At 52.7% G+C, this 14,888-nt stretch carries 19 protein-coding genes; 5 read left to right on the top strand and 14 right to left on the bottom strand.

Features of this window, described 5'->3' with window-relative positions; genetic code table 11:
- From J4685_RS20800 to fkpA, 9 genes are all read right to left on the bottom strand, one after another.
- Nucleotides 1-418: GTP-binding protein (locus J4685_RS20800; protein WP_001774230.1), on the bottom strand; the 418-nt coding region annotated here is incomplete at its 3' end.
- Between the two features lie 71 nt (nucleotides 419-489).
- Complete coding sequence (fusA, locus tag J4685_RS20795) at nucleotides 490-2,604, bottom strand: elongation factor G (RefSeq protein ID WP_000124693.1); 2,115 nt, start codon at nucleotides 2,602-2,604, stop codon at nucleotides 490-492.
- Between the two features lie 96 nt (nucleotides 2,605-2,700).
- On the bottom strand, nucleotides 2,701-3,171 hold the full coding sequence (gene rpsG, locus J4685_RS20790; RefSeq protein WP_001138042.1) for a 30S ribosomal protein S7: 471 nt from the start codon (nucleotides 3,169-3,171) through the stop codon (nucleotides 2,701-2,703).
- Nucleotides 3,172-3,266: 95 nt separating this feature from the next.
- A complete protein-coding gene (gene rpsL / locus J4685_RS20785; protein ID WP_000246815.1) occupies nucleotides 3,267-3,641 on the bottom strand; it encodes a 30S ribosomal protein S12 in 375 nt (124 codons plus the stop codon).
- Between the two features lie 125 nt (nucleotides 3,642-3,766).
- Nucleotides 3,767-4,054, bottom strand: coding sequence for a sulfurtransferase complex subunit TusB (gene tusB, locus J4685_RS20780; protein ID WP_000903398.1), 288 nt, complete (start codon nucleotides 4,052-4,054; stop codon nucleotides 3,767-3,769).
- 7 nt (nucleotides 4,055-4,061) lie between these two features.
- Nucleotides 4,062-4,418, bottom strand: coding sequence for a sulfurtransferase complex subunit TusC (gene tusC, locus J4685_RS20775; RefSeq protein ID WP_000820707.1), 357 nt, complete (start codon nucleotides 4,416-4,418; stop codon nucleotides 4,062-4,064).
- A complete protein-coding gene (gene tusD, locus J4685_RS20770; protein WP_001268010.1) occupies nucleotides 4,418-4,804 on the bottom strand; it encodes a sulfurtransferase complex subunit TusD in 387 nt (128 codons plus the stop codon). Before tusD ends, tusC begins: the two co-directional genes overlap by 1 nt.
- Nucleotides 4,804-5,526: a transcriptional regulator gene (locus J4685_RS20765; protein ID WP_000091469.1), complete on the bottom strand. Its 723-nt coding sequence runs from the start codon at nucleotides 5,524-5,526 to the stop codon at nucleotides 4,804-4,806. The genes tusD and J4685_RS20765 overlap by 1 nt, the downstream gene beginning before the upstream one ends.
- Nucleotides 5,527-5,802: 276 nt before the next feature.
- Nucleotides 5,803-6,621 (bottom strand): FKBP-type peptidyl-prolyl cis-trans isomerase, encoded by an 819-nt coding sequence (gene fkpA / locus J4685_RS20760; protein ID WP_000838227.1) that lies wholly within the window; start codon nucleotides 6,619-6,621, stop codon nucleotides 5,803-5,805.
- A 219-nt stretch (nucleotides 6,622-6,840) separates the two neighbouring features.
- Here fkpA and J4685_RS20755 point away from each other — a divergent pair, with 219 nt between their 5' ends.
- Entirely contained in the window at nucleotides 6,841-7,059 is a 219-nt protein-coding gene (locus J4685_RS20755) for a protein SlyX (RefSeq protein WP_001152701.1), read from the top strand.
- 189 nt (nucleotides 7,060-7,248) lie between these two features.
- On the opposite strand, the gene slyD is transcribed toward J4685_RS20755, so the two are convergent.
- The 4 genes from slyD to kefG all read right to left on the bottom strand — a co-directional run bounded on the left by slyD (nucleotide 7,249) and on the right by kefG (nucleotide 10,501).
- The gene (gene slyD, locus J4685_RS20750) at nucleotides 7,249-7,839 is read right to left on the bottom strand and encodes a peptidylprolyl isomerase (RefSeq protein ID WP_000861341.1); all 591 of its coding nucleotides are present in this window, start codon (nucleotides 7,837-7,839) and stop codon (nucleotides 7,249-7,251) included.
- A 94-nt stretch (nucleotides 7,840-7,933) separates the two neighbouring features.
- Nucleotides 7,934-8,134, bottom strand: coding sequence for a YheV family putative zinc ribbon protein (locus tag J4685_RS20745; RefSeq protein ID WP_001007735.1), 201 nt, complete (start codon nucleotides 8,132-8,134; stop codon nucleotides 7,934-7,936).
- Nucleotides 8,135-8,144: 10 nt separating this feature from the next.
- Nucleotides 8,145-9,950: a glutathione-regulated potassium-efflux system protein KefB gene (gene kefB / locus J4685_RS20740; RefSeq protein ID WP_000398134.1), complete on the bottom strand. Its 1,806-nt coding sequence runs from the start codon at nucleotides 9,948-9,950 to the stop codon at nucleotides 8,145-8,147.
- The gene (gene kefG, locus J4685_RS20735) at nucleotides 9,950-10,501 is read right to left on the bottom strand and encodes a glutathione-regulated potassium-efflux system ancillary protein KefG (protein WP_000081820.1); all 552 of its coding nucleotides are present in this window, start codon (nucleotides 10,499-10,501) and stop codon (nucleotides 9,950-9,952) included. The genes kefB and kefG overlap by 1 nt, the downstream gene beginning before the upstream one ends.
- A gap of 265 nt (nucleotides 10,502-10,766) precedes the next feature.
- Here kefG and J4685_RS20730 point away from each other — a divergent pair, with 265 nt between their 5' ends.
- Nucleotides 10,767-12,674, top strand: coding sequence for an ABC transporter ATP-binding protein (locus J4685_RS20730; protein ID WP_000634755.1), 1,908 nt, complete (start codon nucleotides 10,767-10,769; stop codon nucleotides 12,672-12,674).
- Between the two features lie 162 nt (nucleotides 12,675-12,836).
- Nucleotides 12,837-13,058: a LysR family transcriptional regulator gene (locus J4685_RS20725; RefSeq protein WP_001054024.1), complete on the top strand. Its 222-nt coding sequence runs from the start codon at nucleotides 12,837-12,839 to the stop codon at nucleotides 13,056-13,058.
- 1 nt (nucleotide 13,059) lies between these two features.
- Here the strand turns inward: J4685_RS20725 and J4685_RS20720 are convergent, their stop codons facing one another.
- Complete coding sequence (locus J4685_RS20720) at nucleotides 13,060-13,371, bottom strand: monooxygenase (protein WP_000047689.1); 312 nt, start codon at nucleotides 13,369-13,371, stop codon at nucleotides 13,060-13,062.
- Between the two features lie 197 nt (nucleotides 13,372-13,568).
- Between J4685_RS20720 and J4685_RS20715 the strand changes: the two genes are divergently transcribed.
- Nucleotides 13,569-14,636, top strand: coding sequence for a hydrolase (locus tag J4685_RS20715; protein ID WP_001214115.1), 1,068 nt, complete (start codon nucleotides 13,569-13,571; stop codon nucleotides 14,634-14,636).
- Nucleotides 14,633-14,851 (top strand): YheU family protein, encoded by a 219-nt coding sequence (locus J4685_RS20710; protein WP_000586568.1) that lies wholly within the window; start codon nucleotides 14,633-14,635, stop codon nucleotides 14,849-14,851. Before J4685_RS20715 ends, J4685_RS20710 begins: the two co-directional genes overlap by 4 nt.
- The last annotated feature ends 37 nt before the right edge of the window (nucleotides 14,852-14,888 follow it).

Genomic DNA, 14,888 nt, shown 5'->3' with positions numbered 1-14,888 from the left:
TGTCGCATTTGTTCAGGAACACGATGATGTACGGAACGCCTACCTGACGACCCAGCAGGATGTGCTCACGGGTCTGCGGCATCGGGCCGTCAGTCGCAGCAACAACCAGGATCGCGCCGTCCATCTGCGCAGCACCGGTGATCATGTTTTTTACATAGTCGGCGTGCCCCGGGCAGTCTACGTGTGCGTAGTGGCGGGTCGGGGTATCGTATTCAACGTGAGAAGTGTTGATGGTGATACCACGCGCTTTTTCTTCCGGAGCGTTATCGATCTGGTCGAATGCACGAGCAGCACCGCCGTAGGTTTTAGCCAGTACGGTGGTGATTGCAGCGGTCAGGGTAGTTTTACCGTGGTCAACGTGGCCGATGGTGCCGACGTTAACGTGCGGTTTTGTACGTTCAAATTTTTCTTTAGACACGGCTATATTCCTTACTATAGCGCTCTCCCCTTCAGGAGAGAGCACGGGATTTTGGTTTTTAACCCTGCGGCTTATTTACCACGGGCTTCGATTACGGCCTGAGCAACGTTGTTCGGCGCATCATCATACTTCAGGAATTCCATAGTGTACGATGCGCGACCTTTGGTCAGAGAACGCAGCTGAGTTGCATATCCGAACATTTCAGACAGCGGTACTTCAGCGTGGATCTTAACGCCTGTAACTTCAGATTCCTGACCTTTGAGCATACCACGACGGCGGCTAAGGTCGCCGATAACGTCACCGGTATTCTCTTCAGGTGTTTCTACTTCAACCTTCATGATCGGCTCAAGCAGAACTGGTTTTGCTTTCTTAAAGCCTTCTTTAAAGGCGATAGACGCAGCCAGTTTAAACGCCAGCTCAGAGGAGTCAACGTCATGGTAAGAACCGAAGTGCAGACGCACACCGAGATCAACTACCGGATAACCCGCCAGCGGGCCAGATTTCAGCTGCTCCTGGATGCCTTTATCAACGGCCGGGATGTACTCGCCAGGAATTACACCACCTTTGATGTCGTTGATGAACTCGTAACCTTTCGGGTTAGAGCCCGGCTCCAGCGGGTACATGTCGATAACAACATGACCATACTGACCGCGACCACCAGACTGTTTCGCGTGTTTACCTTCGATGTCGGTAACTTTCGCGCGAATCGCTTCGCGGTAAGCAACCTGAGGTTTACCCACGTTCGCTTCAACGTTGAATTCACGCTTCATACGGTCAACGATGATATCCAGGTGAAGTTCACCCATACCAGCGATGATGGTCTGGTTAGATTCTTCATCAGTCCATACGCGGAATGACGGGTCTTCTTTCGCCAGACGGCCCAGAGCCAGACCCATTTTTTCCTGGTCAGCTTTGGTTTTCGGTTCTACCGCGATGGAGATTACCGGCTCAGGGAATTCCATACGTTCCAGAATGATCGGGTTTTCCGGATCACACAGGGTGTCACCGGTAGTCACGTCTTTCAGGCCGATAGCAGCCGCGATGTCGCCCGCGCGAACTTCTTTGATCTCTTCACGTTTGTTAGCGTGCATCTGAACGATACGACCGAAACGCTCACGTGCGGTTTTCACGGAGTTCAGTACGGTATCACCAGAGTTAACCACACCGGAGTACACACGGAAGAAGGTCAGGTTACCCACAAACGGGTCGGTAGCGATTTTGAACGCCAGCGCAGAGAACGGCTCGTCGTCGCTTGCGTGACGCTCAGCCGGAGTATCTTTACCGTCGTCCAGAATACCGTTGATCGCAGGTACGTCTACCGGGGATGGCAGGTAATCAATTACCGCATCCAGCATCGCCTGAACACCTTTGTTCTTAAATGCAGAACCACAGGTTACCAGGATGATTTCGTTGTTCAGAACGCGCTGACGCAGAGCTTGTTTGATCTCTTCTTCAGTCAGTTCTTCACCACCCAGGTATTTTTCCATCAGCTCTTCAGAAGCTTCTGCGGCGGACTCGATCAGGTTCTGGTGCCATTCGTTAGCCAGGTCCTGCATGTCAGCCGGGATATCTTCGTATTCGAAGGTAACGCCCTGGTCGGCATCGTTCCAGTTGATGGCTTTCATTTTCACCAGGTCAACAACGCCGGTGAAACCTTCTTCAGCACCAATTGCCAGCTGCAGCGGAACCGGGTTCGCGCCCAGACGGGTTTTGATCTGACCAACAACTTTCAGGAAGTTCGCGCCCATGCGGTCCATTTTGTTAACGAACGCAATGCGCGGAACTTTGTATTTGTTTGCCTGACGCCATACGGTTTCAGACTGCGGCTGAACACCACCAACTGCGCAGTAAACCATTACCGCACCATCGAGAACACGCATGGAACGTTCTACTTCGATAGTGAAGTCAACGTGCCCCGGGGTGTCGATGATGTTGATGCGATGCGGTTCATACTGCTTAGCCATACCAGACCAGAATGCAGTAGTCGCTGCGGAGGTGATAGTAATACCACGCTCCTGCTCCTGCTCCATCCAGTCCATGGTAGCTGCGCCGTCATGAACTTCACCGATTTTGTGGTTTACACCGGTGTAGAACAGAATACGTTCGGTAGTAGTGGTTTTACCGGCGTCGATGTGCGCACTGATACCGATATTACGGTAGCGTGCGATGGGTGTTGTACGAGCCATTTGATTCCTCGTTGATATCTTTAGGCGTTCAGTTAAGTTATCCAAAACGGGCGACTTACCTGAAGCGCCCGCCTGGTGACTATGACTCCGAAGGGATTACCAACGGTAGTGTGCGAACGCCTTGTTGGCTTCTGCCATACGGTGAACGTCTTCACGTTTCTTAACTGCAGTACCTTTGTTGTCTGCAGCGTCAGAAAGTTCGTTCGCCAGGCGCAGAGCCATGGATTTATCACCGCGTTTACGAGCAGCTTCTACGATCCAACGCATTGCCAGAGCATTACGACGGACCGGACGGACTTCAACTGGTACCTGATAAGTAGAACCACCTACACGGCGGGATTTAACTTCTACAGTCGGGCGAACGTTTTCGAGAGCGACTTCGAAAGCTTCCAGTTCAGATTTACCAGAACGCTGAGCCAGGGTCTCCAGCGCGCTGTATACGATTGATTCTGCAGTAGATTTTTTACCATCTACCATCAGGATATTGACAAATTTAGCCAGCAGTTCTGATCCGAACTTCGGATCCGGCAGAATTTTACGCTGACCAATGACGCGACGACGTGGCATGGAAATACTCCGTTGTTAATTCAGGATTGTCCAAAACTCTACGAGTTTAGTTTGACATTAATTTAAAACGTTTGGCCTTACTTAACGGAGAACCATTAAGCCTTAGGACGCTTCACGCCGTACTTAGAACGAGCTTGCTTACGGTCTTTAACGCCGGAGCAGTCAAGCGCGCCACGAACGGTGTGGTAACGAACACCCGGGAGGTCTTTAACACGACCGCCACGGATCAGGATCACGGAGTGCTCCTGCAGGTTGTGACCTTCACCACCGATGTAGGAAGTCACTTCAAAACCGTTAGTCAGACGAACACGGCAAACTTTACGCAGTGCGGAGTTCGGTTTTTTAGGAGTGGTAGTATATACACGAGTACATACGCCACGTTTTTGCGGGCATGCTTCCAGCGCAGGCACGTTGCTTTTCGCAACTTTGCGAGCACGTGGTTTGCGTACCAGCTGGTTAACTGTTGCCATTAAATAGCTCCTGGTTTTAGCTTTTGCTTCGTAAACACGTAATAAAACGCCCTCACACAATATGAGGACGCCGAATTTTAGGGCGGTGTCGAAAAGGTGTCAAGAAATATACAACGATCCCGCCATCACCAGGCCATCTGGTTGGCATACTTAACCGTGAGTCTGACAAACTCAGTATAGTCAACCCTGACGACACTGTCTGAAATTTGACCACCCAGGCCGCGAGCGTCAATGTCTTCTTTCAAGGCATAGACCGTTATGGGGGCATCGCGCAGACTTTCAAGGAAGCGGTTACCTTCAATCGCGACGGTAACGCCATCCTGGAGCAGCAAAAGCGCATCGCCCTCTTTTAGCAGGCGCAGCAAAGCGGGAAAATCAACGCCCGAAGCGCAATGAGGTAAGGTATGCAGCATAAACGCCTCAGAATCTCAGGATGACATCATAGTTGCCAAGCTCGCGGCGTAACGCCACGGGTTCCAGCGGCGTGGCGTTTACCACAAAATTAACGTTTTCCAGACCACGCTCGCGCAGCGATGCCGCGCAGATCCAGCATTGATCAATATCGTACAAATCAAAGAGCTTGAAAGTAGCAATATAGTCACGCGCCAGCACAGCGTCTGGTTTTTGCCCCGGTAATAACTGAAAGACGCCGTCGCTGATAAAAAAGACGCCCAGCGCTTCCGTTAGCGCTGACGTCGCCAGCAGCGCATCCAGTCCTTCACGGCCTGAGGCGCTACCGTGCGGCGCGGTGGAAAAGACAAATGCAATACGTTTCATTAAAACTGCACCACCCGATCGCAGGTGAGAGATGCCTCCGCCAGCGCGCCCAGCCCGCTTAGCGTAAAGCCCGGCTGAAGATTGGCGGACGGCAACGCTAGTCTGCCGGCTTCAGTTTCATCAATAATACCGCGACGAAGCGCCGCCGCGACACAGATGTTCAGCGCTACGCCATGCTGCGTATTCAATTTCTGCCAGGCGCGTACCAGATCATATTCATCGCTCGCCGGCGAGGTCAGGAGATTGGCGTTATAGACACCTTCCCGATAGAAAAAGACGCTGGCTAACTCATGCCCCTCATTGAGCAGCGCGTGGGCGAACTGCAATGCGCTGCTGGCCTGCTGGGTGCCATATGCCGGCCCGGTGACCATAATGGCATAACGCATTATTTATCCTGCCCCTGAAAATCGCCGCTTTTGAACTGGCGAATATAGAGGTAAACCGTGTGTTTTGAGATATTCAGACGATCGGCTACCTGGTTAATGGCGTCTTTAATATCGAAAATGCCTTTTTCGTACAGGTTAAGGACGATCTGACGATTTTTCGCATTGTTAGAGACATTACGATCGGCATTCACCTCTTCAATCGTGAACTCCAGCGTCTGGGTGACTAAATCTTCGACTGAGGAGGCAAAATTAACCGCTGAGCCGACTTCCGGTGTTTCCGGCGGAATAAAGGTATTCATAATCTGTGAAAATGGCACATCAAGATTCATGTTGATGCACAGTAGACCAATGACACGCTGCTCGCGGTTGCGAATGGCAATCGTCAACGACTTCATCAAGACACCGCTTTTCGCGCACGTGAAATAGCATTTCGACACGCTACTGTCCGCCCCTGTCATGTCGTGCAACATGCGCAACGCCAGGTCGGTAATCGGCGAGCCAATTTTACGGCCCGTATGTTCGCCATTGGCAATACGAATGGCTGAACATTTTAGATCCTGCAAAGAGTGCAATACGATTTCACAATGGGAACCTATAAGCATCGCTAACCCGTCCACTACCGCTTCGTAGGATTTCAGAATATCGAAGTCGGTTTGCTCGAAGGGACGCTGATCCAGCAAATCAAGTTCACTGGTTTCGTTGGTTAAAAGCGACCTGGACATGAAAAAAAACACTCCTTTTCAGGAGCCTGTCGTTATGTTTTCAGGGCAGGCTCATTATTTACGCGGATGATTAAATTAATACAGTGAGGGTTCCTCTTTCCAGTACTAATTTGCTCGTCTATTTCAGACTACGTGTGCGTTGGCGGTCATTCAGCCTACGGTCCCGCCCTTAACGACCAGCGCAAGCGCCGTTATCCGCAAATCAAATTATGGTGAGTAATATATCCGGCCTGCATAAAAAAAACCGCCGCTATTACAAGCGGCGGCTCTCAGTTTTTATTTTTTAGCAGCATCTGCGGCTTTAGCGTCAGCCGCATCGGCAGGTTTAGCATCCGCTTTCGGCGCTGGTTTGATATCCAGCAGCTCTACGTCGAATACCAGGGTTGAGTTTGCCGGGATCCCCGGAACGCCCGTTTTACCATAGGCCAGCTCAGGTGGGATAACCAGCTTGATCTTGCCGCCTTTCTTAATATTTTTCAGACCTTCAGTCCAGCCAGGGATAACGCCGTCCAGACGAAAGGAGAGCGGTTCGCCGCGCGTGTAAGAGTTATCAAACTCTTTACCGTCGATCAGCGTACCTTTGTAGTTCACCACAACGGTATCGCTATCTTTCGGCGCCTCGCCTGTACCTTCTTTCTCTACTTTGTAAAGCAGGCCGGTAGAGGAGGTTTTCACGCCTTTCTCTTTAGCAAAAGCGTCGCGGAACGTTTTACCTTTTGCTTCGTTATCGGCAGCGTCTTTTTCCATCTTCGCCTGAGCAGCGCTCTTCACGCGTGCTTCAAACGTCTGCAGCGTTTGCTCAATTTCCTGATCGGACAGTTTGCTCTTATCGGCAAAGGCATCCTGAACGCCGGCAATCAACTGATCTTTATCCAGTTTGATGCCCAACTTTTCCTGCTCTTTAAGCGAATTTTCCATGTAACGACCCAGCGAGGCGCCCAGCGCATAAGCCGCTTTTTGATCGTCGTTTTTAAATGCTGCTTTGCTATCAGCGGTAGCTGCCGGTTTCGCCGCATCAGCAGCAAAAGTGATCGGTGCGTGCATAGCAACGGCCATTGTAGTTGCCAGCAGCGTGGCTTTAAACAGTGATTTCATCCATATCTCCAGGGCCGGGGCATCTCGCCCCATGTTAACTTACGTAAGAAGCGTACTATAAATCGTTGCAGAACAAATCAACATACGAACACGCCCTATTATCACTTCTTTTCAGACTCTTTTTGTTTAAATTAGTTTCGTGGGGCGTGTAATGGTTGCTGTGAAAGCCGGTAAAGTTAAGTAGAATCCGCCGACGGAGACAACATAAAGAGGTACATCATGCAGGATATCACGATGGAAGCTCGTCTGGCTGAACTGGAAAGCCGTCTGGCGTTCCAGGAGATTACCATAGAAGAACTAAACCTGACGGTAACCGCACATGAAATGGAGATGGCGAAGCTGCGCGATCATCTGCGTTTGCTCACGGAAAAGTTAAAAGCCAGTCAGCCGTCAAATATCGCCTCTCAGGCAGAAGAAACGCCGCCGCCGCATTATTGAGACGAAAAAAAAAGCGGGGTTAACCCGCTTTTTTTGTGCCCGATGATTTATCGAACCAATGATAATACCCTAAGGATTTCGAGTCACAGCAAGGCGGCAAGCTTGAAAATTCCCCGGGAACATAGATAACTATGTGACCGGGGTTTGAAAGCGTAGCCAACACCGCGGTGGCTTGAAAGACGACGGGGATTAATGGCAACCGCAGCCGCCTTTACCACCACCGCCGCAGCAGCCTTCGCCGCCGTGCTCGTGACCATGGTCATGACCATGACCGCCACAGCAGCCGTCTTCACCGTGATCGTGGTGGTGATCGTGCGCGCCGTGAACATGACCGTGAGCCAGCTCTTCTTCAGTCGCTTCACGAATCGCAACAACTTCTACGTTAAATTTCAGATTCTGGCCAGCCAGCATGTGGTTACCATCAACCACAACGTGATCGTCTTCCACTTCGGTAATTTCTACCGGTACCGGGCCCTGGTCGGTTTCCGCCAGGAAACGCATCCCTACCTGCAGTTCATCAACGCCCATAAAGACGTCTTTAGGCACACGCTGCACCAGATTTTCGTCATACTGGCCGTAAGCGTCGTTCGCGCCAACAGCGACATCAAATTTGTCGCCAACTTCATGGCCTTCCAGCGCCGTTTCCAGGCCAGAGATCAGAGAGCCGTGGCCGTGCAGGTAATCCAGCGGCGCACTCACCGGAGACTCATCAACCAACACACCGTCTTCTGTACGTACCTGATAGGCCAGGCTGACCACCAGGTCTTTTGCTACTTTCATGATATCTCCTGAGCATGGGAAGAATAGTGGCGCAGATTGTAGCGGAATTCTGCAGCCGTGTACCCCTTAGCTTAAAAAAACCTGCGGCATATCGCTAGTCCGGATGAAAAATCCCGATCACTTGCTCTTCTTTGCGAACATGCTCGCGAACGTCTTTATCCGCTTCCCGCATTTGATGCCCGCACTTAACGCATTCAACAATATCGACATTATTTTCACGCCACATCGCCATTGTGTCCTGCGCCTGACAGGCTGGACATTTCGCGCCTGCGATAAAACGTTTACGGATTGCCATTGTTTTACCCCTACTCAAATTCATCCCAGCCATCCAACTGGCGCCGTTCCTGTTGCATTTCGCGCTGAAAAATCTCCTCCAGCTCGCGTCGGGCCTCTCTGGCGCGCGAAATCTGTACCATGTCGCTATGCTCCGGGATCAGCCCCCGCAACATTCGCATATCCAGCCGACGAAAATGCAACTGCGCGCGTTGCGCCTGATGCGGATGCATACCTAACGACACCAGAGTCTTACGTCCCAGTTCCAGCGCGCTGGAAAACGTTTCACGGGAAAACTGCGTGACGCCAGCCTGTAATAACTCATGGGCCTCCACACGTCCACGCGCTCGCGCAAGAATATGCAGATGAGGAAAATGCTGCTGACACAGCGCCACCAGCTTCATCGTGTCTTCCGGTTCATTACACGTGATGACTATCGACTCCGCCGCTTCCGCGCCCGCAGAACGCAGCAGCTCGACTTGTGTAGCGTCGCCGTAATACACTTTATAACCATATTTGCGCATCAGATTAACGGCGCCGATATCGCGTTCCAGCACGGTGATACGCATCTTATTCGCCATCAATAAGCGAGCGATCACCTGACCAAAACGGCCAAAGCCGACGACAATTACCTGGGGCTTATCATCCTCAACCCACGGCTTTTCATCATTCTCTTCCGGGCCATTAAGGCGGCGCGATAACCACTTATCAATCCCTTTCATCAGTAGCGGCGTGGTCATCATTGATAACGTGACAGTCACCAATAATAACGCCATCTGATCGCCCTGAAACAGGCGCTGAGAAGAGGCGGTAGAAAAGAGCACAAAAGCGAACTCGCCCCCCTGACTCAGCACGCTGGCAAACTGCATCCGTTCAGAACTTCTTATTCCATATAGCCGCGCCAGCAGATACAGCGTCAGCATTTTTATGACGACCAGAATAACAACGCTCGCCGCCACCCACAGTAAATGGGTATAAAGTACGCCGAGATTTAGCGACATACCGACGGAGATAAAGAACAGCCCAAGCAGTAAACCTTTAAAGGGATCGATAGCGTTTTCCAGCTCATGCCGGTATTCACTCTCTGCCAGTAAAACGCCGGCAATGAAGGTTCCCAGGGCCATCGACAGTCCCAGCGCGTCCATAAATAAGGCGGCGCTCAACACCAGCAACAGCGTCGCGGCAGTGAAGACCTCCCGCACGCCGGACGCAGCAATAAAACGAAATACCGGGCGCAGCAGGTAACGACCGCCAATCAGCATTACCGCGAAGGCCAGTACCTTCATTGCCACTTTAAACCAGTCGAAATGCTCGTCGGCCGATCCCGCCAATAAAGGCACCAACGCCAGCGCGGGGATCACCGCTAAATCCTGAAACAGTAAGACGGAAAACCCTAACTGCCCGGACTCGCTACGGTTCATGCCTTTCTCGCGCATCAGTTGTAGCGCCATCGCCGTCGAAGACATCGCCAGGCCAATCCCGCCGACGACCGCCGCCTGCCATAAGAAATCAGCAAGCATCAATAATCCCGCCAGCACCGCCGCGCTTAACAGCACCTGAGCAGCGCCAACGCCGAAGATAGAGCGCCGCAGTTGCCAAAGCCGGGACGGATTGAGTTCGAGGCCAATGATAAACATCAGAAACACGACGCCCAGTTCGGAAAAGTGCAGGATCTCGTCAACGTCGCTGATAAATCCCAGCCCCCACGGGCCAATCGCAATTCCCGCCAGCAGATAACCTAATACCGCGCCGATGCCCAGCCTGGCGGCTAACGGCACCGCCGCCACCGCCGCGAAGAGGAACAACACCCCCGCGGTCAATAAATCAGCACCTTCCATCAATAGCCTCCCGCGCTCACAGGATTCGCCAGCCACTCGCCATAGGCTTTCGCATGACTGGCCAGCGTCTGCGGCGACTGGCGGCGCGCCCAGTACACAATAATGGGCGGCATCCAGTGCATCCGGCACATGGCCGCGGTCAGTTCAAAAGGGCGGAGTACATCGCTCATTGGATAGCGGTTTAGCGCGTCATACCGGTAAGCGCTCTCCGGCTCGCCGGTCGTAATCACGCTACGCCAGTACTTTCCCACCAGTTGGTTTCCCCCTGGTCCGCTGGCGAACCCTCGACTCAAAACGCGATCAAGCCATTCTTTTAGTAAAGCCGGACAGCTATAGGTGTAAAGGGGATGCTGAAAAACAATGACGTCGTGCTCACGTAACAGGGCTTGTTCATAGGGCGTATCGATAAAAAAATCAGGATAGCGCGCATAAAGATCGTGCACGGTTACGTTATTGTGCTGTATGGCCGGTTTAAGCAGTACCCGGTTAGCAACCGAGTCCTGAGATTCCGGATGGGCATACAACAGCAAGACTTTCGCTGGCTGAGACATCAATCCCCCTCCCGGTTGTTTTGGGTCGATACATGCCATTCTTCAGGCCGCTTCTACGTTGACAGCGTTTGTTCAACTCAGGAACGTACTCTATGTCCGCCGCTGGGGATTAATGAGAGATATTCTTGTCCCTCACCAAAGGCGACCTGAATGCTTTTGTGTATCGTTGTTGTTTTGAGCTACCATTGCGCTCCAGCGCGGCGGCACGCCCGAATATTACATTATCATAATGATAAATTAACATAGTCTGAACATACGGCGCCTTATGATTGTTTTCTCCTCGTTACAAATTCGTCGCGGCGTGCGCGTCCTACTGGACAATGCCTCGGCTACCATTAATCCAGGCCAGAAAGTCGGCCTGGTGGGTAAAAACGGCTGCGGTAAATCTACCCTGCTGGCATTGCTAAAAAATGAAATCAGCGCCGATGCCGGGAGTTTTACCCTGCCCGGAACCTGGCAATTAGCGTGGGTGAATCAGGAAACACCTGCGTTGCCTCAGCCAGCGATTGAGTATGTCATTGACGGCGACCGTGAATACCGGCATCTGGAGGCGCAGCTTAACGACGCCAACGAACGTAACGACGGACATGCTATCGCCTCCATACATGGCAAGCTGGACGCCATCGACGCATGGACCGTTCGCTCGCGCGCCGCCAGCCTGTTACACGGCCTCGGCTTCTCTAACGATCAGCTGGAACGTCCGGTCAGCGACTTTTCCGGCGGCTGGCGGATGCGCCTTAATCTGGCCCAGGCGCTGATTTGCCGTTCCGATTTACTGCTGCTCGACGAACCGACCAACCACCTCGATCTGGATGCCGTTATCTGGCTGGAAAAATGGCTGAAGAGCTATCCGGGCACCCTGATTCTGATCTCCCACGATCGCGACTTTCTTGACCCGATAGTGGATAAAATTATCCATATCGAACAGCAGACTCTGTTCGAGTACACCGGCAACTACAGCGCGTTTGAAGTTCAGCGCGCCACGCGCCTGGCGCAACAGCAGGCGATGTATGAGAGTCAGCAGGAGCGTGTGGCGCATCTGCAAAGCTACATCGACCGTTTCCGCGCCAAAGCGACCAAGGCCAAGCAGGCGCAAAGCCGTATCAAGATGCTGGAGCGTATGGAGTTGATTGCCCCGGCTCATGTCGACAACCCGTTCCATTTCAGCTTCCGCGCGCCGGAAAGCCTGCCGAACCCGCTGCTGAAGATGGAAAAAGTCAGCGCAGGTTATGGCGATCGCATCATTCTGGAATCCATCAAGCTGAACCTGGTGCCCGGCTCGCGTATCGGCCTGCTGGGTCGCAACGGCGCGGGGAAATCGACGCTGATCAAGCTGCTGGCGGGCGAACTGGAACCGTTGCACGGTGAAATCGGCCTCGCCAAAGGCATTAAGCTCGGCTACTTCGCCCAGCACCAGTTGGAGTTCCTGCGCGCCGATGAATCCCCGTTGCAGCATATGGCGCGTCTGGCGCCGCAGGAACTGGAGCAGAAGCTGCGCGACTATCTCGGCGGCTTCGGTTTCCAGGGCGACAAAGTAACGGAAGAGACGCAACGCTTCTCTGGCGGCGAGAAAGCGCGTCTGGTGCTGGCGCTGATCGTCTGGCAGCGTCCAAATCTGCTGCTGCTCGATGAACCGACCAACCACCTGGATCTCGACATGCGCCAGGCGCTCACCGAAGCGCTGATTGATTTTGAAGGCGCATTGGTCGTCGTGTCGCACGACCGCCACCTGATTCGCTCCACCACTGACGACCTCTATCTGGTTCACGACAAAAAGGTCGAACCGTTCGACGGCGACCTGGAAGATTATCAGCAGTGGCTGAGCGACGTGCAGAAGCAGGAAAACCAGGCCGACGACGCGCCGAAGGAAAACAACGCCAACAGCGCCCAGTCACGCAAAGATCAGAAGCGTCGCGAAGCCGAGCTACGCACTCTGACGCAGCCGCTGCGTAAAGAGATTACCCGTCTGGAAAAAGAGATGGAAAAGCTCAACGCCCAGTTAGCGCAGGCGGAAGAGAAGCTCGGCGACAGTAGCCTGTATGACCCCAGCCGTAAAGCGGAGATGACCGAGTGTCTGCAACTGCAGGCCAGCGCCAAATCCGGGCTGGAAGAATGTGAAATAGCATGGCTTGAGGCGCAGGAGCAGCTTGAGCAGATGATGCAGAACGACTAAGAGCCTATCCCATTAGGCTATTTTATTCGCCATTTTAGGGCCGGGCAGTGCTCGAAATCCTCACGTACTATGTGTACGCTCCGGTTTCTGCGCGCTGTCCGGCCCCAAACTGGCTTCAACAATTACGCCTACTGGGATAGGCTCTAACGCACGGGGCGGGCGATGAACCTGTCAATCACCGATGACATTACCTTCCGCAAGCTCACCATCTTCATGATGTTTGTGGAGAAGGGTAACATCGCCCGCACCGCCGAGGCGCTGCACACGCTGGAAGAGAACGTTCGTGGTCCGCTGTTCGTCCATAAAGGCCTCTTCGGTACTCGTCCCGATATAAAGGTTACCGTTGCGGTCGGCAGCACCGGAACAGAAGGCTGCGTTATGTGATTTAGCGGCAAAGGTTGCCGTGATTTATTTTCGTCAGCGCGTCGTTCACGCCAAATAATTTAAACGTCACCTCATCAACGCCAAGATTTTTCAGACGCGCAGTGTGTTTTTTAATATAAGCCTGCGCCGTTTCTTCGGATTCAAACAAGTAAATGCCGCCAGCTTGCTGGTTTTTCTCGCTTTCTGTCCAGATTTTCCAGATGAAGCCCGGCTCCTCATTGATAGACTCCGCCAGCCCGACCAGTTGCTGAGTCATCTCCTCGCCAAAAGGGCCGCTAAAGTTAAAATGGATCTGTAAAAGTGTCTTCGACATGCCTTCTCCTTGAGTCACATAACTATCGTGTTGCCACACTACCACGATTAATTCGGCTGATGCAGAGGTTCACGCGATTTCTGTGGGGTATTGCGCGCGCCTTGCATACCGCCCCCTCTGGTGAAATGAGGCGCAATTTTATTTCGCCAGACGACCAATTGAACGTAAAATCACATATTGACTAATCTGTGAACCTTATGCGCGGTATAGTATTGTTTCCAATTATCAATTGTTCTGGTGCTATGGTTGAGATCACGTCCACAGAAATGACCCCGCCTGTCAATGACTCGCATGAATTTATTCCCATGCGTGGCATTCGTAATCGCCATTTACAAACTATGCTGCCGCGCTTAATCCGCCGCAAAGTGAAGTTCAACGCCCACTGGCAGCGGCTGGAGCTACCGGACGGCGATTTTGTCGATCTGGCATGGAGCGAAGAACCGCAACAGGCAAAGCATAAACCGCGGCTGGTGGTCTTTCACGGTCTGGAAGGCAGCCTGAACAGCCCCTATGCCCACGGGCTGATTGAGGCGGCGCAAAAGCGCGGTTGGCTGGGCGTGGTGATGCACTTTCGCGGCTGTAGCGGCGAACCCAACCGTCTGAATCGTATTTACCACTCCGGTGAAACGGAGGACGGAGCCTGGTTTTTACGCTGGCTACAGCGGGAGTTCGGCGCCGTTCCGACAGCCGCCGTGGGCTATTCGCTCGGCGGTAATATGCTGGCGTGCCTGCTGGCGAAAGAAGGCCGCGATATTCCCATCGAGGCGGCGGTGATTGTTTCTGCGCCCTTTGTTCTCGAAGCCTGTAGCTACCATATGGACAAAGGGTTTTCCCGCGTCTATCAGCGTTATTTGCTTAATCTGTTAAAAGCGAATGCGTCACGCAAGCTGGCGGCGTATCCCGGGTCGCTGCCGGTGAATCTGGCGCAACTGAAATCAATGCGCCGAATTCGCGAGTTTGACGACCTGATCACCGCGAAAATTCACGGCTTTGCCGACGCCATCGACTACTATCGTCAGTGTAGCGCCATGCCGTTGCTTAACCAGATTGCTAAACCGACGCTGATTATTCACGCTAAAGACGATCCGTTTATGGATCATCATGTGATCCCTAAAGCGGAAGATCTGCCCCCGCAGGTGGAGTATCAGCTGACTGAGCATGGCGGACACGTAGGATTTATCGGCGGTACGCCGCTGCGCCCTGAAATGTGGCTGGAACGCCGAATTCCTGACTGGCTGACAACGTACCTGGAGGCGTCATCATGATCATTCCCTGGCAGGGGCTCGCCCCCGACACGCTGGACAACCTGATCGAAAGCTTTGTGTTGCGCGAAGGCACCGATTATGGTGAACATGAACGTTCGCTTGAACAAAAAGTCGCTGACGTAAAACGCCAACTGCAATCCGGCGAGGCCGTACTGGTATGGTCTGAATTACATGAAACGGTCAATATTATGCCGAAAAAGCAGTTTCGCGAATAAAACGCCTTTGCCGACAATACATTATTACTAAAGCTCA

It is taken from the genome of Salmonella sp. 32100201201700099SM (assembly GCF_017572645.1).
Taxonomy (GTDB): Bacteria; Pseudomonadota; Gammaproteobacteria; order Enterobacterales; family Enterobacteriaceae; genus Salmonella; species Salmonella enterica.
This window is presented reverse-complemented; position numbering and strand designations above follow the sequence as displayed.